This is a genomic window from Shewanella sp. SW1 (assembly GCF_025653545.1).
GTDB classification, from domain to species: domain Bacteria; phylum Pseudomonadota; class Gammaproteobacteria; order Enterobacterales; family Shewanellaceae; genus Shewanella; species Shewanella oncorhynchi.
This window is the reverse complement of record NZ_JAKKSG010000030.1, coordinates 28,949-47,851: the sequence shown is the minus strand read 5'-3', so window position 1 is coordinate 47,851 and position 18,903 is coordinate 28,949. Positions and strand designations below refer to the sequence as shown.

Sequence of the window (18,903 nt, the reverse complement as noted above, 5' to 3'; positions counted from 1 at the left end):
TGGTTTGCAGCCTTGAGCACAAGTTTTGTCTCCCTGTACCCTAAAGTCGCAACTGTGTGTTAAATGATGTGAAGGCGAGTGCTAAAGCATATATTAATGCAACAAATATAGTGACCCACAGTGAGAAGGGTTCTGTTATCTAACGGGATAATGGTACCAATAAAAAAGCCACTTTCGAGTGGCTTTTTTATTGGCTGCAGCTTAAGACTTTCACTTATGTCGCTTTAGTCGTGAAGCAAGTTAACAGTGCTTCACGACTCAGCATTAAGGCATTAAGGCATTAAGGCATTAAGGCATTAAGGCATTAAAACATTAGGGTATTAGGCCTTCTTCTTACTGGCTATCCAGAGATCGACTTGTTGTTCTAACACATCCAGTGGCAATGCGCCGTTAGCAAGTACTAGCGTATGGAAGTCGCGGATATCAAATTGACTGCCAAGCTGTTGCTCTGCTTTATGTCTGAGTTCCTGCAGCTTAATCATGCCCACTTTATAGGCTGTCGCTTGTGATGGCATAACGATATGGCGTTCAACCATTTTCACCGCATCTGATTTAGCATTTGGCGTATTATCCACGTAATAGGTTATGCCTTGCTCGCGGGTCCATTTTTTTGTGTGGATGCCAGTATCAACGACTAAGCGACAGGCACGCCACAACTCCATTGCTAGGCGACCAAAGTCAGAGTAAGGATCGGCGTAGAGTCCCATTTCTTTTGGGAAAGATTCGCTATATAAACCCCAGCCCTCAATATACGCGGTATAGCCCCCAAACTTACGGAATTTAGGAATATTTTGCAGTTCTTGGGAAATGGCTATCTGCATATGGTGACCCGGAATACCTTCGTGGTAGGCCAGCGCCTCCATTTGGTATTTTGGCATGGCTTTCATGTCATATAGGTTTGCATAGTAGCTACCTGGACGCGAACCATCCGGTGCCGGTTGTTCATAGAAGGCTTTACCCGCGGATTTTTCCCTAAAGGCTTCAACCTGCTTCACTACCATGGTGGCCTTAGGTTTTACTTTGAACACTTCATCCAAGCGCGACTTCATATTGTCGATGAACTTAGTCGCCTCAGCTAAATAGGCGGCTTTACCTTCGGCGGTATTGGGGTAGTAGAACTGGGGATCGTCACGCATGAAGCTAAAGAATTGCTGTAAATCGCCTTTAAAATTGACCTTCTTCATAATGGCGCGCATTTCATTATGGATACGTTCCACCTCAGAAAGGCCTAAGTCATGGATTTGATCGGCGGTCATATTTGTGGTGGTAGTGCGGGCCAAGGCATTATTGTAATAGGCGACTCCGTTAGGGAGTTTCCACGCACCATCGCGGTCATCAGCTTTGGCTGCTAAGGTTTTTACGTAACTGATGAGTTTGTTATAGGCGGGCTCGACTTGAGTCACTAGTGCTTGTTCAGCTTGTTGAAGCAGTGCTTGCTTCTCTGTCTCTTGAATCGCTAATGCGTTCACTTTACGGCGAAAATCTGCGAGTAGCGCGCTATCGTCGCCCTTATCAAAAGGCGCACCTTTGATAATGTTTTGGCTGTCTGAAATCACATAAGCGAATACAAACTTAGGCGCAATAATGCCTTTATCTGCGCGGACTTCTAACACTGTCTGTAATTGACTTAAACGTTTAGGCACGCCATTCAAGCGGCTGATATAGGCCTTGGCATCGCTGACATCGGTAATTTGATGTTGGTTAATCAAGAAGGAGGCGATCATAGAGTGGCCGCCATACATCTGATTCACAGGGTAATTATGGTAGCGCCATTGGTCATCTTCGATGTCATTTTGCAGATTTTGTTTGAGTAAGGTGAGGCTGAGGTTTGTTTGTGGATCGAGTTTGGCCGCATCAATCAGATTGACCTGCGCCAGTTGTTTTTTCGTGCGCGCTAGGGCTTTATCATCGGCGGCATCACCCAGTTCATCCCATTTATCATAGTCTTGCTTGATCCCCATATAGGTTTGCGAAATGGGGCTCGCCATGATGTTTTCCATGAAGATAGTTTCGAACAACGCATTGGCTTTGTCTGACTCGGTTTGCACCACTGCATTCATAGGTTCGCTTGCACTGTGTAAGGCTGACGAAGTTGATGCTGCATATGCGGGAATGGTCAGTAGAGCTGAAAGGGTCAGTGCGACTAAGCTGATTTTAGTTTTTATTGGCATGATCAAGCTTCCTGGATTGAGTTGCATCAATTCTAAAGAAGCTGGACAAGAATGTATGGATATTAGTGTTAGAAAATGTGTTAGCAGTAATAGTATTAAACTGCACTATTGAAAGCTAACACATTATTTATATAGATGTTTTAACGGCTAACTCAGCAAAATTGTGTCAGTAAATCATTAACAAACATATGACCTTTACTGGTTAATTGCCAATGTTCAGCGGATTCTGTGAGTAAACCGCGTTGTTTGGCTTTTTCCATTCCTTCGGTCAATGTGTCTCTGTGTTGTCCGGTACGCAGTTCAAATTCTTGCTTAGGGATAGGTGTCATCAGGCGCAGTCGATTCATTAAATATTCGAGCGCGCGGTCTTCCTCTGCAACTTCAATCGATTCGAAGGTGTAGTTGCTGGCACTCAGATATCCCTTGGGATGTTTAATTTTTACCGTGCGTATGATGCGGTTTTCTTTTGGCAGCGTCACTTTGCCGTGTGCGCCACAGCCTATGCCTAGATAATCACCAAACTGCCAGTAGTTGAGATTGTGCCTACATTGGTAACCAGGTTTTGCGTAGGCAGATATTTCGTATTGCTCATACCCTAATGCGGCCAGCTTTTGTTGACCTTGCTCATAGATATGCCAGAGCGCTTCGTCATCGGGCAGCTGCGGCGGTTTTGAGTGGAATAGTGTGTTGGGCTCAATTGTTAACTGATACCAAGATAGGTGTGGCGGGTTAAGCGCCGCTGCCGTGTCGATATCGGCCATAGCTTCAGCAAAACTTTGGTTGGGTAATCCATGCATTAAATCGAGGTTAAAACTCAAGTATCCCGCTTGGCTGGCTTTTTGAGCGGCGACTTGTGCCTCGTTTTGATCGTGAATACGTCCGAGTAAGTTGAGTTTATCCTTAGAAAAGCTCTGCACACCAATAGATAAACGAGTGACGCCCGCTGCACGATAAGCACTAAAGTCATCGTGTTCTAAAGTGCCAGGGTTAGCTTCCATAGTGATTTCGATATTGTCACTAAAGGGGATTAGCGCATTGGCACCATCGAGTATGCGTTTGATTTGCAAAGCATCGAATAAGGATGGCGTGCCGCCACCGATAAAGATGGTATGAATTTGCCGCCCTTGGACGAGATGTAAATCTTGGCGTAAGTCTTCCAATAGCGCATCAACATAAGCCTCTTGTGGCAGTTCGCCATTTTGGCCATGGGAATTAAAGTCACAATAGGGACACTTTTGTACGCACCAGGGAATATGGATATACAGACTGAGTGGTGGCAGTTCGAGCTTCATTGCAGTAGTCACGGCAGTTGACGACATTATTGTGCATTCCCGCCTGTTAATACGCCTTGGGCTTGCATGGCGGCGATGAGTTGCACTAGAGCTTTACCACGATGACTTAAGGCATTTTTCTCGTTGCTGCTCAGCTCTGCCGCGCTACATTGATAATTTTCAGGGATAAAAATCGGATCGTAACCATGGCCATTAGCGCCGCGTTGGCTAAAGTCGATTTGGCCTTCCCATGAGGCTTGGCAAATAATCGGGGTAGGGTCTTTCGCATGGCGCATATATACCAGTACGCATTGGAATCTTGCCCCGCGAGGTGCTGGCTGGTCTTTTAACGTCTCAAGTAGTTTCAATACGTTGTCTTGATCTTTGGCATTTTCGCCTGCGTAACGTGCTGAATAAATGCCTGGAGCGCCTTGGAGTAAATCCACTTCTAAACCCGAATCATCGGCAATGGCCGCAAGTCCGGTGATTTCGGCGGCATGCCTTGCTTTGATAATGGCATTCTCTACAAAAGTGGTACCCGTTTCTGCTACTTCGCTGACATTAAACTGGCTCTGCGGCAGTACAGTGACACCGTAGCTTGCGAGCATTTGATCGAATTCAGCGAGTTTGCCTTTATTACCGCTGGCGAGGACGATTTGTTGCATGGAATACCTATCATAAATGGGGCGACGTGCGTTGGCACTATGATACCCAAGCTCAATAGTAAAGGACAGGGAAAGGGGTTGGCGCTACAGGAAAGCAACGCCAACAAAGGTATAAAATAGGTTTATTCAATGTAGAATTTTTGCTTGAACTGTAAGTTCGTGTTCAGTTGATTGCCATATTTAATTGCGATATTGAAGTTGATTTCCTGATCATCGCGGTAGGGCACTTCGGCAATGTAATAAATCGCATCACCTTCGCGGATTTCTTTAAACGTTAGATTGATTCGCGCATCTAACAAATTATTAGCAACTCCAGTAATTTCAACGGGTACTGCGGGCTTATTTGCTTCGCTAATATCTAATACGGCAATATTGATGATGCCAGTGTAGCTACTGCGCTTAATGCCATAGGATTTGGCTATGCTAGGCGTTAAAAATGTACTGCCAAGTGCCATGTAATGAATATCAAAATTGCCGACAGTTTCTTTTTGCTCGGCATTTGCAACACCGCAAAGGCTGGCAGTGAGGGCTAATACAGCGAGAAGATTACGGAACATGATGGGATACCTCATATTAGGGAATGTTGGATTATAGGGCCGCCGTGACTATTTTTTCCAATAAATTAATAGCATTCAAAGGATTAATTCGTTTTCAGTTGTATGATTCTTTAACTGAATTACCTTTCACTATCTTGCCCCATCAGTTCAGTAATGACACTTGGGATGATCTTAGGGTCAATAATGCGGATTTGTTTATGTCGACCAAGTTCACCTTTTATTATGTGAATGTCGCTCTTTGGCACTTTAAAAGCTTTTGCTAAGTACTTGCTTAAATGGGCATTCGCTTTGCCATCTATCGGGGGCGCAGTGATGGCTACTTTTAGCTCATCACCGTGCAATCCTACAATTTGATCTCGGCTAGCCTTAGGCTGAATGTAGAGATTGAGCAGCAAGTCACCTTGCTGCAAAGTCACTGCACTCATTAGATCACTGCCCAATAAGGGATATATTGAGCAAGTAACATATTGAGGAAATTCATACCAATAATGACCAGCATTACGGATAAATCTAAACCACCAATTGGCGGTATGATACGACGTATTGGTGCTAATACGGGTTCAGTTAACTGACCCATAATCATTACAATTGGATTATAGCCTTGGTTAAACCAGCTTAAGATTGCGCGTATTAATAGCATCCAAAATAGAAGTACCCCTGCTTTTTTGACCACAGATACAACGGCAAACAGCAAAAATAACAGTATGTCTATGCCACCGCCCGCAATGAGGCTAATTAGTAGCAGCTTGGCTATCACAACCAATAATGCGAGGACGAAAGATGCGGTATCAAATCGCCCTAAGGAAGGCAAAATACGGCGCATTGGTGCGATGAGCGGGTGAGTTGCTTTAACAATAAATTGGCTAAAAGGATTGTAAAAATCAGCCCTTGCCAGTTGTAACCAAATCCGCAAAATCACCACCATCAAATAGAGATCGAATAGAGTGGTGATTAAAAAGGTAAATGCATTCATCGAGATTTCTACCTATTAAAGTTCGATATAAAAACGTGTTAGTGGATCAAAATGTTTTAGCCATTTCTTCAGCACGATTAATACAGTTTTCCATGGCTTTTTTTACTAAGCCGCGCATATCCGCAGCTTCAAATGTCGCCAGCGCCTGTGCGGTGGTGCCGCCCTTTGAAGTAACATTCTCCCTTAAATTACCTAAGGTCAGTTGTGGGTTTTGCTTTGCCATCATAGCAGCGCCAAGCGCAGCTTGCTGCACTAAACTTCTGGCTTTTGTTTCATCCATTCCCATTTCTTTGCCTGCATCTATCATAGACTCCATTAGCAAAAAGAAATAAGCCGGTGAACTGCCCGATAGTGCAATCACTTGATCTAAATCTGACTCTTCATTTACCCACACTATTTCGCCGCCGCTTGACATCAAACGATCGCAAATGGCTTTCTGCTCGGTAGTAATGCTTTGAGGCGCATAGAGGCCAGTCATCCCCACACTAATTTGCATCGGCGTATTTGGCATGGCGCGGATAAGCTTGATGTCTTGTGCCAGATAGTCGGTATATCGCTTTGCTTTAATGCCCGCAGCGATAGTGATGACTAACTTATTCGACAGTTCGACTGTCTGTAATGCTTCACAAACTTGTTGCATCAATTGTGGTTTTACTGAAAGTACTATGACATCGGCAGCTTGCGCCGCGGCTAAATTATCCTGAGAAACCAAAATCCCAAAATCGTCTTTTAGTGCATCGAGTTTACCTTGGCTGGGATTAGTCGCTTGGATGAGTTGAGCTGGATAGCCGCTATTGATTAAGCCACTGATGATGCTGCGCGTCATATTGCCGGCACCGATAAAGCAGATTTTCTGTTGATCCATTTGATTCTCTTCAGTGTGTTAACCGTTAACTTGTAACATCTTCACTTTAAATTAAGATGATAAAAACGGTTAGTCATTTGAATGACTGAGCCTGATTATCGACTCTCGCTAATTGCTCTTAAATCGTTAATGTTCGGTGTTCTTAAATACAGTATTTGGGCATAAAGTGCTAAAAACAAGGTTAAACTGACCTCTAACTAAATGCCGAACGTGGATTTTACGCAGCGTAATTGCGCTCACCAAAAATGGCACTGCCAATACGCACCATAGTTGAACCGCAGCTAATCGCTGTATCTAGGTCATTACTCATCCCCATTGAAAGCGTATCTACTGCGGGATAATGCGATTTAAGTTCTTGAAATAGATTGTTTAACATGGAAAACTCTTTAAGCTGTAACTCTGTATCTGCGGTAGCCGTTGGAATTGCCATTAGGCCCCTCAGTGCTAAGTTAGGTAGCTGAGCTATCAGTTCGGCCAGTGGCAGCATTTGAGCCGCATCTATGCCAGATTTTGTGTCTTCAGCACTGATATTAATTTGAATACAGACGTTTAATGGCGCCAATTCGGCCGGACGTTGCTCATTGAGACGTAGGGCAATTTTGTCGCGTGAGAGGGTATGCATCCAATCGAAATGCTGGGCGACTATGCTGGTTTTATTGGATTGGAGTGGGCCGATAAAATGCCATTCTATGTCCGGGAAATCCCCCTTGAGCGCAGTAATTTTTTCAGCGCCTTCTTGGACATAGTTTTCGCCAAAGCAACGCTGACCCGCTTGGTAGGCTGCTATAATGTCTTCAATAGGTTTAGTCTTGCTGACGGCAAGTAAGCGAATACTGCTGGGGTGGCGGGCACATTTTTGCGCTGCTTGTGTGATCCTGCGCTGGGCGATTGCGAGTCTGTCTGCTATTGTTGTCATGATGTAATTATCTAGTTGCAAGGATATCCCAAACGATGGAAATCACTGAGTTATTGGCATTTAGTGTAAAACACAAAGCCTCGGATCTACACCTTTCTGCAGGGATATCTCCCATGATCCGTGTTGACGGTGAAGTGAGAAAAATTAACCTGCCCGCGCTCGATCATCAAGGTGTACACAGTTTAGTGTACGACATAATGAATGATAAGCAGCGCAAGGACTACGAAGAACATTTAGAAATCGATTTCTCGTTCGAAGTCCCTAATCTTGCACGCTTTCGTGTTAACGCATTCAATCAATCCCGTGGTGCAGCGGCTGTGTTTCGTACCATTCCAAGTGACATTTTGTCACTTGAGCAATTAGGTGCACCGGAAATTTTTAAAAAAATTGCCAGTTTCCCTCGCGGATTGGTGCTAGTGACTGGACCTACGGGGTCGGGTAAGAGTACCACACTTGCCGCTATGGTGGATTACGTGAATGAAAATCGACATGATCATATCTTAACCATTGAAGATCCTATCGAATTCGTTCACCAAAATAAGCAATGTTTGATTAACCAACGTGAAGTTCACCGCCATACCCACAGCTTTAATGCGGCGCTTAGAAGCGCACTGCGTGAAGACCCAGACGTGATTTTAGTCGGTGAGATGCGTGACCTTGAGACCATTCGTTTGGCGATGACCGCCGCTGAAACAGGCCACTTAGTGTTTGGTACCTTGCATACTACTTCTGCCGCGAAAACGATTGACCGTGTGGTCGACGTATTCCCCGCCGGTGAAAAAGACATGGTGCGCACTATGTTGTCGGAATCGCTGCAAGCGGTTATTTCGCAAACCCTGATTAAAAAGGTGGGAGGAGGCCGTGTCGCCGCCCATGAAATCATGATGGGCACTCCCGCTATCCGTAACCTTATTCGTGAAGACAAAGTGGCGCAGATGTATTCGGCGATTCAAACTGGTATGGCCCACGGAATGCAGACCTTAGAGCAATGTTTACAGAATTTAGTCAATCGCGGTCTTATCACCCGTGAAGATGCAATGGCGAAGAGTTCGAATAAACAAGCGACATTTTAAGGATTTATGATGGATGTTCGTCCGTTTTTAAAAGTGATAGTGGAACGCAAAGCCTCCGACTTGTTCATCACAGCGGGTTTTCCGCCGAGTGCCAAGATTGACGGTGAATTGCGTCCATTGGCAGAAAGTGCGTTTACACCAGCACAATCACTGGATTTTGTTGAGTCGTTAATGACTGAGGCTCAGAAGCAAGAGTTTCATTCCACTCGTGAGTGTAATTTCGCTTTTGCGGCAAAGGATTTAGGTCGTTTTCGGGTGAGCGCTTTTTGGCAGCGTGAATCGCCTGGCTGTGTGATGCGCCGTATTGAGACTAAAATCCCTGATGTCGATGATTTAAAATTGCCGCCTATTCTAAAAGATCTGGTGATGAGCAAACGTGGCCTCATCATTATGGTAGGCGGAACGGGAACGGGTAAGTCAACGTCCTTGGCGGCCTTGGTGGGTTATCGCAATGGTCATGCCCGTGGGCATATTTTGACTATTGAAGATCCGGTTGAATTCGTTCATGACCACAGAAAAAGCATTATCACCCAGCGTGAAGTGGGCATAGATACTGAATCTTTCGATGCGGCGCTAAAAAGCTCCCTTCGCCAAGCACCCGATGTGATCTTGATTGGTGAAATTCGTACCCAAGAGACGATGGAGTTTGCGCTGTCATTTGCAGAAACGGGTCACCTTTGTATGGCAACCTTGCATGCCAACAACGCCAACCAAGCGTTAGACCGGATTATGCATCTCGTGCCTGAGAGTAAGCATCAACAGTTATTGTTCGATTTATCATTGAATTTACGCGGTATTGTGGCGCAGCAATTGATACCGAAAGTCGATGGCACAGGGCGTCGCGCTGCGATTGAAGTATTGATTAACACCCCAAGGGTGGCGAGTTTAATTGCGAAGAACGAGCTGCATTTGCTCAAAGAAACCATGGCAAAATCCAACGAGCAGGGCATGCAGACGTTCGATCAGGCCTTGCTGAAACTTTATGTCGATGGCGAGATTAGTTACGCCGATGCGCTGCACCATGCTGATTCACCAAACGATTTACGTTTGATGATTAAATTGCAGAATAAAGAATCCACGGGCTCAGGTTTTATGGAAGGTGTCACCTTAGACATGGACTAGCGTGATAGTCCGGTTCTGGGTTAGGCAGCTCTTTATGGGCTGCTTTTTGTTTGTGTATTAGATTTTCGTTCAGCTCAATCGGTTCTACTTCATCGCTATGTTGCCATTATCCATAGCTTTTATTTTTTAATTCAATATGATCTTTACCTAGTGCGTTTGCGTAATGTACTGGTAAAGGAGAAAGCAATGAAAAAATTACCCATGATATTCGCTATGACAGCGAGCTTGATGAGTGTTGGCGCTATGGCGGTCACTTGTCCGGAGTATCTGAACCTCGAAGTACGAAAATTACATTCTGAAGAGACGGTTAATCTGTGCGAATTGACTCAGGGAAAACCAGTGTTGATTGTTAACACGGCCAGTAACTGTGGTTACACCCCGCAGTTTAAAGCGCTCGAAACATTGCATGAAAACTACAAAGATAAAGGCTTAGTGGTCATTGGTTTCCCATCGGATGATTTTTTCCAAGAAGAAAATGATGAGAAAGATACGGCTAAGGTGTGTTACATCAATTACGGTGTCACCTTTACTATGCTGTCGACATCGCCAGTACGTGGTAGTGACGCTAATAGTGTCTTCAAATACTTAGCCGAAAAAACCGGTGCGCCTAAGTGGAATTTTTATAAGTATGTCGTCAGCGGTGATGGTGCGGTTGTGCAACAGTTCAATTCTAAAGTGAAGCCAGATAGTGAAGAGCTTAAGCAAGCGATAGAATCTGTACTTTAATATTACGAATATTTATTAATTAAGAGGCTGTTTTGGCTAAATTTTCAGGCTTATCCAAAGAAGTTGGACACGGGCAGCGCGGCAAAGTAGGCGTGTTGTTGTTGAATTTAGGTACTCCAGATGAACCCACAGCATCTGCTGTTAGACGTTATCTTGCAGAGTTTTTAGCGGATCCCCGAGTCGTCGAGATCCCTAAGCTAGTATGGATGTTGATTTTACACGGGATTATTTTGAGGGTACGGCCTGCAAAATCGGCAGCGTTATACCAAAAGGTATGGACTGCGGCAGGTTCTCCGTTGATGGACATTAGTTTGCGTCAAACCGCAAAGTTAGCGGATAAGCTTAAAGCTGATAACTACGATGTCTCTGTCCATTTAGCCATGCGTTACGGTAATCCGTCGGTTGCTAGCACCTTGCAGAATATGCATCAAAATGGCATAGATAAAATCGTCGTGTTACCTTTATATCCCCAATATGCGGCCCCAACCACAGGTTCTGCATTTGATGCGATTGCTGCTGAGTTGTCCAAGTGGCGCTTTATTCCAGCACTGCATTTTATTAATACTTATCATGACAATGCTGACTTTATTAACGCGTTAGCTAATTCGATCACGGCTGATTTTGAAGCCCATGGTAAACCGCAAAAATTGGTGTTGTCTTACCATGGTATGCCTGAGCGTAATTTGCATTTAGGCGATCCTTATTACTGCTTCTGTATGAAAACGACTCGACTTGTCACCGAAAAGCTTGGGTTAGGTAAAGATGAGTTTGTCATGACTTTCCAATCGCGTTTCGGTAAAGCCAAATGGCTACAACCTTATACCGATGCGACTTTGAAAGCGTTGCCGCAACAAGGCGTGCGTGATATTGCTATCGTCTGCCCAGCTTTTAGCGCTGATTGTTTAGAAACGCTGGAAGAAATTGTTGGTGAGAATGGTCATCTCTTTGCTGAGGCGGGCGGGGAGAAGTTCCGTTACATCGCTGCATTAAATGACGATGATGCGCACATTACTATGATGGCCAACTTAGTGAAGCCACATTTTTGATCTGGTAATTTATCGGGTTAAACATCAAACTAAAAGGATAAGGCAACTTATCCTTTTCTTTTTATTGTGGTTTTATTTATTGTGGCATTACTTGCTGAAGTTATTTTCGAAGTAGCTTTCGATGATAAGGACTGCAGATACCGCATCGACTTGACCTTTGGTCAGTGCCTTAAACCCGCCCAATTCGAATAATCTTGCCTTTGCATCGGTAGTGGTTAATCGCTCATCTTGAGTGGCTATTTTGACTTTGAATTTTGCATTGATGCGATTAGCAAATTTACGCGCCCTGTGGGTCATATCTTGCTCTGTGCCATCCATGTTTAAGGGCAGACCAACGACGACTAAGTCAGGTTGCCACTCTTTGATTAAGTCGCCTATCTGATCCCAATTTGGGATACCATCGACGGCTTTAATTGACAACAATGGTGTGGCGCTGGCGGTGATCTCTTGGCCTATAGCCACACCAATGCTCTTAGTGCCAAAATCAAAGCCTAATACGGTTTTCGAATTCATAGTGTGCGGACTTATATTAATAAATAGGCTTAAGCGTGACCCGCTTGAGCTGAAACTTGCCAAGCATCAAATCCGAGAGCACGGCTGGCCTGTGGCCAACGGTCTTCGTGTTTAATGTCAAACAAGAGCGCATTCGTTGCTGGAATTGTGAGCCAAGAATTATCGGCAAGCTCTTGTTCGAGCTGATCTTTACTCCACCCTGCATAACCTAATGCGACGAGAAACTTCTCGGGCGATCTGTTGCTTCCAATCGCGGTTAACACATCACGGGAAGTGGTTAGCATTAAACCACAACCCAGATCTGTGCTATTGGCCCAATAGGGCTGAGAGGTATGCAGCACAAAGCCGCGATCTTGGGAGACGGGGCCGCCCATCATGACATTGGTATTGAGCACTAAATCCGCGGAGACTTGCTCTGCTGGCAAATCCATTTGCTCTAATAGCGAATTAACTTCGATACCGAGCGGTTTATTGATCACCAGTCCCATGGCGCCTTTGGTATCATGTTCACAGATATAAATGACTGAGCGTTCAAAAAACGTGCCGTGTAGTGAGGGCATGGCAATTAAGAAATGGTTCTGCAAACTCTCCATTAAACTACTCCGTTTGATGTGGCTAAGTTGATCTAGCTTGCTGCTATATTGCTAAGTCGGGCGAGATTAACCGCCAGCTAATTTAACTTTGTAGTTTTGTTTCTCAAGTAATAGCTTTAATTGCTCGCGGTTGTCCGTTTGGACCTCAATAGTGAAATCTTTAACCGTACCACCACAACCACATTGTTTCTTAAGGGTTTGTGCCATTGCTTTTAACGCTGCTTCATCGAGACCTAACCCTGAGATAATCGAAACGCCTTTACCTTTGCGGCCTTTACTGTCTCTGTGGATCCTGACTATGCCATCGGATTCAGGAATCACTTTAGTGGCGGGCTCTGCATTTATACGGCCTTTGTCGGTGCTGTACACTAAGGATACATTAGGATCTGCTTTCATTGGTTTCATTCATTGATATTAGAAGGTGACTTATACCGACTCAGTTTATCAAATTTGCAGAGGTTCTGGGAGGTAAAAAAAGACCACTTGAGGATTCTCCTTAAGTGGCCAATACAAAATGCTAACTCTTTGCAGGGAAGTAAGCATATTTTTGAAAAAGGGAGCGTTTTCAGCCGTTTTAATTCATGCGCATAAAGACCATGACGATCAGCGCCACTGCGGTCAGTAAGGCGCTGGGCATAATAAATTTATGCAGCTTAGGTAACGCAATTAAGCAGGCGGTAGTCACAAAGCCGAATGCGGCGACTGTGGCATAATTAGTGCCATTCGCGACGGTATCAATGACCAACCAGCCAAGTACAATAAGAGGTAAAATCAGTAAGCTGACAGGCAAATGGCGCTTTATTTTGGCGTTATTGGCCTCGAGAGAAATTTTTTCTGGTGCAAGGAAAAAAATGGCAGATGCAACCAAAAACGCGCTAATAAACCAGTACATTTCAACACCTCCCTCAAATCTTAATTGATAATCATTATCATCTTTGGTTTTGCTGAAGTCAAGCTGAATGAGATGCCGCTTTTTAATCAATTGAGTTGTAGATTAGGCTATTGCTCTGTAAGCTAAATTCATATCTCTGATACTTGTCTTTGTTCGGGTCGAACATCTGAGGAAATTAAGATGAAAAATATTTTTGTAGCATTAGCTGTGTTGGCACTCAGTGCCTGTAGTTCGATGAAGTCAGGTTGGGATTTTGATCCTAGCGCCAATTTTACCCAATATAAAACCTATGCTTGGGTTGCTCAGAAAACGGATTCTGCTGGATATCATTTGGATGGCTTGATGGACCAACGGGTCAGAGAAGCGGTGAATAGCCAGTTAGCGAGTAAGGGGATGACATTAGTTGATGCAAAAGATGCTGATGTACTTGTTAATTATCTGACCAAAGTTGATAAGAAGATTAATGTTGATACCTTCAATAGTAATTTTGGCTACAACCCATACTATGGTCCAGGATGGGGTTGGGGCGGCAATATGCAGACCCAAACCACAGTAAGAGAATATGAAGTCGGCACCCTGATTATTGATTTGGTTGATAATAAAACCACTAAACTGATCTGGCGTGGTTCTGTTGCCGATACCATTCGCGACAAAAATACCCCAGAAGAAAGAGTACAGATCATCAATCAAGCAGTGGGCAGTGTAATGGCAAATTATCCACCTAAGCCTGACACTAAGTAGTTCTGATTCAGTTTGAATGAACATTAAGCGGCCTAAGGGCCGCTTTTTTGTGGTTGATTTTTATGCTTTTTGTCTACGGTATTAGATGATCTGCAGTTATTTATCATCTGATTGGATTTACGTTATTAATACTTATTAAAAATTCTATTTTCATAGATGACAATGTGAAAGTAACATTTTTATAACTGACTATTTTGTATAATATTTATCCTATAACTTAATAATATAATAGGAGTCTGCATCAGATTATTAATAAGATGATGAATTAATTTTTCTAATGATGAATTCAAAATAAAATCATTATAGAACTGAGAGGTTATCAGGCAGAATCAATTCTTTGAGTTGTTGGTAGTAGCAAAGATGCATGAGACGCAGATTATTGGATTACTTTGGCTGATTGGGATTATTGCCGAGGCGATGACGGGCGCTCTGGCGGCTGGCCGCAAGCAGATGGATTTGTTTGGTGTGGTGATCATTGGCTGCGCAACGGCAATTGGTGGCGGCACACTAAGGGATATGATGCTCGGAAATTACCCCTTAATTTGGGTTGAGCATGTGCATTACCTTATTGCGATTGCATTCGCTTCTTTGCTCACTGTCGCTATCGCCCCTGTGATGCGTTATCTGTCTAAGTTATTTTTGGCTATTGATGCCTTAGGTTTAGCCGTATTCTCCATCGTGGGCGCACAAAAGACGTTAATGCTGGGATTTAGCCCAACAATAGCCGTAGTTATGGGATTGGTCACTGGTGTCTTTGGTGGCGTTATCCGCGATATTCTGTGTAACCAAGTGCCTTTGATTTTTAAGAAAGAACTCTATGCGGTGATTTCACTACTGACGGCAGGCTTGTATATCGTCTTAAAAGCCTATCAGTTAACGGAATGGATTAATCTGGTTATTTGTTTAAGCGTTGGTTTTAGCTTACGGATGTTGGCGCTGCGATATCATTGGTCTATGCCGACCTTTGACTACCAATCCAGTGGCGATCAACATACACATTAAATCGTAAAACCAAATTGTAGAAATAGAACCGTTAAACAAAAGGGCAGCTAAGGCTGCCCTGTTTTTAGCTGTGAATTACTGCTGGGCTTGAAGGGTTTTTAAGGCTTCAAGCGCTGCATCATAGTTAGGATGCTCTGTGATGTTTGGTACTAACTCTTGGTATTGGAGCTTACCTTCTGCATCTATGATGAAAATGGCTCTAGCCAGCAAGCCGTAATCTTGAATTAACAAACCATACTTTTCACCAAAATCACGCCACACGCTATCTGATAGCACTTTGATTTTATCTACGTTTTCCACTTTACAGAAACGCTTCTGTGCGAAGGGTAAATCGGTACTGATCGTTAGCATGATGACGTCATCGGAAAAATGGCCAACTTCGCTGTTGAAGCGCTTCGTCTGCAGTGCGCAAACACCTGTATCTAGGCTTGGCACGGCACTTATCAGTACAGTTTTACCCTTAAAATCACTTAGCATCACTGGCGTGAAATGCTCATCAACGACTTTAAACCCCGGTGCCATTTGCGACAATTTTGGTCTTTTCCCTTCTAAGGTGACTGTTTTTTCACCCATTAAAACCTGTGTTTTCTCACTGGCGAGTGTATTGGGGCTCATCAGTACTAGGCTATAAATACAGCTTGCGGCTAAAAATGAAACATATTTTTGCATTGGATTTCCTCACACATGAATATCTGTGCCTTCGCTAATATCTGTCCATTAAGGTACGCTAAAATGATGCGTAGAACCATAAAAAAAGGTCGGTAATTACCGACCTTTTTTATCCACTAATTGTTATTTGCTTAGCGGCAATTCTTTGACATGAATATCCATTTGTGGAAATGGAATACCGATATCTGCAGCGTCTAATGCATTTTTTATTTGCTCAAGCAGTTGGAAACGTGCAGTCCAATAATCAGATGTTTTTACCCAAGGACGAACCACGAAATTGATTGAAGAGCTAGCCAATTCAGAAAGTCCAACTGTATATGCTGGATCTTTTAACACATACTGGTTGTTATCTAAAATATCGGTCAATACTTTTTTAGTGAGTGCGATATCGGCGGAATAAGATACGCCAATCACTAAATCGATACGACGACTATCCATCGCTGAGTAGTTAGTGATAGTGCCATTCATGATAGATGAGTTTGGCGCTACGATAACTTTATTATCAGGAGTGCGAAGCTTGGTTGAGAATATGGTTATTTCATCAACAGTGCCGGCGATACCTGCAGCTTCAATATAGTCACCTACGCGGCAAGGGCGGAATAACACCATTAACACACCCGATGCAAAATTAGACAGAGAACCTTGTAGCGCTAAGCCTATTGCTAAACCTGCAGCACCGATAACGGCTACCAGTGATGCGGTTTGTACGCCAATTTGGCCTAACGTAGCAATAACCGCGAAAACAAATACCACTGCCCAAGCGAGGTTAGCGACAAATGAAACGACTGTCGGATCAACTTTACGGCTGTTAAGTAATTTACGAACAAGCTTCTGTGCTACGCCCGCAAAGTATTTACCAACAAAGAAGATGATAATGGCGAATAATGTTTTTAAGCCATAAGTCACGATCAGATCTGGTGCTTGCTTTAATAAACCTTCGAGGTTTTCCATTGAATAACTCCCTAAATATACGCTAACAAAAACTATTTATTATTGACGATAAATTCTACTCGTCGATTTAAACTGCGCCCTTCGCTAGAACGGTTGTCCGCTACAGGTTCAGATATACCTTTACCCATTACGGTAAAGCGATTTGGATTAAAGCCATAATCTTCAACCAAAATACGTTTTACATTTTGAGCTCGCTGAAGTGATAGTTGATAATTAAACTCTGGTGTACCAACGATATCTGTGTGGCCTACTAAGGTTAATTCAGCATCATTTGTTTCTAAGAATGCTTTTACTAAGGCTAAAGTTTTCCGTTGAGAAAAGTCAACCTCGGCAATGGCAAATTCAAAATACACCATAGCTGCAGAAATATTATGACAATCTGTGTTTAACTCAGCATTTGAATGACTCATATCGCAAACTGGTGATGCAGTCATTTCCACAGCGATTTCTTCCACACAACCATTAGCCATAACAGGTGTATTTGGCTCTGTGTTAGGACAGGCATCTTTGATATCTGGCACTCCATCTCGGTCAGTGTCAGACCAAGCAAATACCTGTGATGTTAGGCTTAAACTTAATAGCAAAAGCGCTAGCTGAATCCATCGAGATTGGGAGTTTTTCACTACAAATCACCTATTTAACGATAAGTATTAGTCAAAATTACTAAAGCGATCGCATTGTTGTAGCATGACCATCTTAGTGTGGCATTCTAACGAGTAAGACTCTTTTCGCCAAGCTAAACGCGTACAAACGTCCATACATCGACAGATAGATATCGGCAAGATCTTGAGTATATTTATGTTTTTATTAGTAGATGTCAGTATGTCGATACTTGCTTCAAGCATGAGCGAGGTTCTACATCGGTAAATTTGTCGACAAGTATGACGATAAACTATACAAAATAAGCCTTTAGCGCTAGAGTCTTGAGCCCATTATGCGCCAACCAAACTTTAAGTTGAGGACAAGATGATAGATTTACGCAGTGATACTGTTACCCAGCCAACAGCAGCCATGCGGTTAGCCATGTCCAGAGCCGAAGTGGGTGATGATGTTTACGGTGATGACCCTACGGTAAATAGTTTGCAGGATATGGCTGCGGAGATGTTTGGCTTTGAAAGTGCATTATTTACCTGTTCGGGTACTCAAGCAAATTTATTGGCTTTGATGGCCCATTGTGATCGTGGAGATGAGTACCTGTGCGGTCAGCAGGCTCACAATTATAAGTTCGAGGGCGGCGGCGCCGCTGTCCTAGGCAGCATTCAACCTCAACCTTTAATGAATCAATTAGATGGCACTATTGCATTAGCTGACATTGAAGCCGCAATTAAGCCTGATGATATCCATTTTGCTCGTACTCGTTTGCTTAGTTTAGAGAATACGATTGGCGGTAAGGTTCTCCCGCAAAGCTATTTGGCGGACGCGCAGGCATTAGCCTTTAATCGCGGTTTAAAAATTCATTTAGATGGTGCGCGAGTTGCCAATGCTGCGGTTGCGCAGAATATTGCAATAAGTGATATCACGGCGCACTTTGATTCAGTGTCGATTTGTTTATCCAAAGGATTATGTGCGCCAGTCGGCTCATTACTCTTAGGTGATGAACGCTTGATTCAGAAAGCCATTCGTTGGCGTAAAATGCTTGGTGGTGGCATGCGTCAAGCTGGGATACTTGCCGCTGCGGGTAAGCTTGCTTTAACTGAGCAAGTACAACGGCTGAGTGAAGATCATGATAATACGGCGTACTTAGCTCGGCAGTTGGCAGAATTCAGTGAGTTCGAGGTCAATTTAGCCGCAGTACAAACAAATATGTTATTTGTTACATTAGCACCCAATATTGATGCGAACTTATTGGCTAAACACTGTCGAGCGGAAGGCATCCTGATAAGCCCAGGGCGTACACTTCGGCTTGTGACTCATAAAGATATCAGCCGTCAGGACATAGATAAAGTGTTGCGTGTTGTTAAGCAGTACCTCAAAGCCTAAGTGTGGATTGATTTCCTGTTTTACTGAAATGCCCGAGCTTTGTCTTGGGCATTTTTATAGGCAGATATTGCTTAATGTTGAATTATTAAGCAATTAATGAATGATTTTCTAAAACAAGCTTTAGACAACAGGCGAAATGTTTGCGTTTATCTATACTAAAAACAACAAGATTATATC

General features: G+C 43.6%; 22 protein-coding genes. 7 read left to right on the top strand and 15 right to left on the bottom strand.

Annotated features, from left to right (window positions below):
* Positions 1 to 320: 320 nt before the first annotated feature.
* The 8 genes from L5M71_RS21115 to L5M71_RS21080 form a co-directional block, all read right to left on the bottom strand.
* Positions 321 to 2,171 carry a DUF885 domain-containing protein gene (locus L5M71_RS21115; RefSeq protein WP_263209630.1) on the bottom strand — a complete coding sequence of 617 codons (1,851 nt, stop codon included), beginning with the start codon at positions 2,169 to 2,171 and terminating at the stop codon, positions 321 to 323.
* A 152-nt stretch (positions 2,172 to 2,323) separates the two neighbouring features.
* Positions 2,324 to 3,490, bottom strand: coding sequence for a radical SAM family heme chaperone HemW (hemW, locus tag L5M71_RS21110; RefSeq protein WP_263209628.1), 1,167 nt, complete (start codon positions 3,488 to 3,490; stop codon positions 2,324 to 2,326).
* On the bottom strand, positions 3,490 to 4,107 hold the full coding sequence (gene rdgB, locus L5M71_RS21105) for an RdgB/HAM1 family non-canonical purine NTP pyrophosphatase (protein ID WP_131523655.1): 618 nt from the start codon (positions 4,105 to 4,107) through the stop codon (positions 3,490 to 3,492). Before rdgB ends, hemW begins: the two co-directional genes overlap by 1 nt.
* 122 nt (positions 4,108 to 4,229) lie before the next feature.
* Complete coding sequence (locus L5M71_RS21100; protein ID WP_263209625.1) at positions 4,230 to 4,664, bottom strand: DUF4426 domain-containing protein; 435 nt, start codon at positions 4,662 to 4,664, stop codon at positions 4,230 to 4,232.
* A 119-nt stretch (positions 4,665 to 4,783) separates the two neighbouring features.
* The gene (gene yggU / locus L5M71_RS21095) at positions 4,784 to 5,089 is read right to left on the bottom strand and encodes a DUF167 family protein YggU (RefSeq protein ID WP_219233939.1); all 306 of its coding nucleotides are present in this window, start codon (positions 5,087 to 5,089) and stop codon (positions 4,784 to 4,786) included.
* Entirely contained in the window at positions 5,089 to 5,637 is a 549-nt protein-coding gene (locus L5M71_RS21090) for a YggT family protein (RefSeq protein WP_105251874.1), read from the bottom strand. The genes yggU and L5M71_RS21090 overlap by 1 nt, the downstream gene beginning before the upstream one ends.
* A 46-nt stretch (positions 5,638 to 5,683) precedes the next feature.
* Entirely contained in the window at positions 5,684 to 6,502 is an 819-nt protein-coding gene (proC, locus tag L5M71_RS21085) for a pyrroline-5-carboxylate reductase (protein WP_173497619.1), read from the bottom strand.
* A gap of 217 nt (positions 6,503 to 6,719) precedes the next feature.
* Positions 6,720 to 7,418, bottom strand: a complete 699-nt coding sequence (locus L5M71_RS21080; protein WP_113939493.1) for a YggS family pyridoxal phosphate-dependent enzyme — start codon at positions 7,416 to 7,418, stop codon at positions 6,720 to 6,722.
* A gap of 35 nt (positions 7,419 to 7,453) precedes the next feature.
* On the opposite strand from L5M71_RS21080, the gene L5M71_RS21075 reads away from it, so the two are divergent.
* The 4 genes from L5M71_RS21075 (at position 7,454) to hemH (ending at position 11,385) form a co-directional block, all read left to right on the top strand.
* Positions 7,454 to 8,491: a type IV pilus twitching motility protein PilT gene (locus tag L5M71_RS21075; protein ID WP_006082517.1), complete on the top strand. Its 1,038-nt coding sequence runs from the start codon at positions 7,454 to 7,456 to the stop codon at positions 8,489 to 8,491.
* Positions 8,492 to 8,500: 9 nt separating this feature from the next.
* Positions 8,501 to 9,613, top strand: a complete 1,113-nt coding sequence (locus L5M71_RS21070; protein WP_028761282.1) for a PilT/PilU family type 4a pilus ATPase — start codon at positions 8,501 to 8,503, stop codon at positions 9,611 to 9,613.
* Positions 9,614 to 9,799: 186 nt separating this feature from the next.
* Entirely contained in the window at positions 9,800 to 10,339 is a 540-nt protein-coding gene (locus L5M71_RS21065) for a glutathione peroxidase (RefSeq protein WP_263178175.1), read from the top strand.
* A gap of 32 nt (positions 10,340 to 10,371) precedes the next feature.
* Positions 10,372 to 11,385: a ferrochelatase gene (gene hemH / locus L5M71_RS21060; RefSeq protein ID WP_263209622.1), complete on the top strand. Its 1,014-nt coding sequence runs from the start codon at positions 10,372 to 10,374 to the stop codon at positions 11,383 to 11,385.
* Positions 11,386 to 11,472: 87 nt separating this feature from the next.
* On the opposite strand, the gene ruvX is transcribed toward hemH, so the two are convergent.
* The 4 genes from ruvX to L5M71_RS21040 form a co-directional block, all read right to left on the bottom strand.
* Positions 11,473 to 11,898, bottom strand: a complete 426-nt coding sequence (gene ruvX, locus L5M71_RS21055) for a Holliday junction resolvase RuvX (protein ID WP_006082513.1) — start codon at positions 11,896 to 11,898, stop codon at positions 11,473 to 11,475.
* Between the two features lie 29 nt (positions 11,899 to 11,927).
* On the bottom strand, positions 11,928 to 12,491 hold the full coding sequence (locus tag L5M71_RS21050) for a YqgE/AlgH family protein (protein ID WP_263209620.1): 564 nt from the start codon (positions 12,489 to 12,491) through the stop codon (positions 11,928 to 11,930).
* Positions 12,492 to 12,557: 66 nt separating this feature from the next.
* Positions 12,558 to 12,887 (bottom strand): stress response translation initiation inhibitor YciH, encoded by a 330-nt coding sequence (gene yciH, locus L5M71_RS21045; RefSeq protein WP_263209618.1) that lies wholly within the window; start codon positions 12,885 to 12,887, stop codon positions 12,558 to 12,560.
* A gap of 178 nt (positions 12,888 to 13,065) precedes the next feature.
* Positions 13,066 to 13,383 (bottom strand): hypothetical protein, encoded by a 318-nt coding sequence (locus L5M71_RS21040; protein WP_259213137.1) that lies wholly within the window; start codon positions 13,381 to 13,383, stop codon positions 13,066 to 13,068.
* A gap of 180 nt (positions 13,384 to 13,563) precedes the next feature.
* Between L5M71_RS21040 and L5M71_RS21035 the strand changes: the two genes are divergently transcribed.
* On the top strand, positions 13,564 to 14,124 hold the full coding sequence (locus L5M71_RS21035) for a DUF4136 domain-containing protein (RefSeq protein ID WP_028761276.1): 561 nt from the start codon (positions 13,564 to 13,566) through the stop codon (positions 14,122 to 14,124).
* A 360-nt stretch (positions 14,125 to 14,484) separates the two neighbouring features.
* The gene (locus L5M71_RS21030) at positions 14,485 to 15,126 is read left to right on the top strand and encodes a trimeric intracellular cation channel family protein (protein WP_028761275.1); all 642 of its coding nucleotides are present in this window, start codon (positions 14,485 to 14,487) and stop codon (positions 15,124 to 15,126) included.
* Positions 15,127 to 15,201: 75 nt separating this feature from the next.
* Here the strand turns inward: L5M71_RS21030 and tpx are convergent, their stop codons facing one another.
* From tpx to L5M71_RS21015, 3 genes are all read right to left on the bottom strand, one after another.
* Positions 15,202 to 15,795, bottom strand: coding sequence for a thiol peroxidase (gene tpx, locus L5M71_RS21025; protein ID WP_105251878.1), 594 nt, complete (start codon positions 15,793 to 15,795; stop codon positions 15,202 to 15,204).
* 123 nt (positions 15,796 to 15,918) lie between these two features.
* A complete protein-coding gene (locus L5M71_RS21020; RefSeq protein WP_028761273.1) occupies positions 15,919 to 16,746 on the bottom strand; it encodes a mechanosensitive ion channel family protein in 828 nt (275 codons plus the stop codon).
* 32 nt (positions 16,747 to 16,778) lie between these two features.
* Positions 16,779 to 17,369: an OmpA family protein gene (locus L5M71_RS21015; protein WP_263209615.1), complete on the bottom strand. Its 591-nt coding sequence runs from the start codon at positions 17,367 to 17,369 to the stop codon at positions 16,779 to 16,781.
* A 343-nt stretch (positions 17,370 to 17,712) separates the two neighbouring features.
* On the opposite strand from L5M71_RS21015, the gene ltaE reads away from it, so the two are divergent.
* The gene (gene ltaE, locus L5M71_RS21010; RefSeq protein WP_263209613.1) at positions 17,713 to 18,726 is read left to right on the top strand and encodes a low-specificity L-threonine aldolase; all 1,014 of its coding nucleotides are present in this window, start codon (positions 17,713 to 17,715) and stop codon (positions 18,724 to 18,726) included.
* Positions 18,727 to 18,903 lie beyond the last annotated feature (177 nt).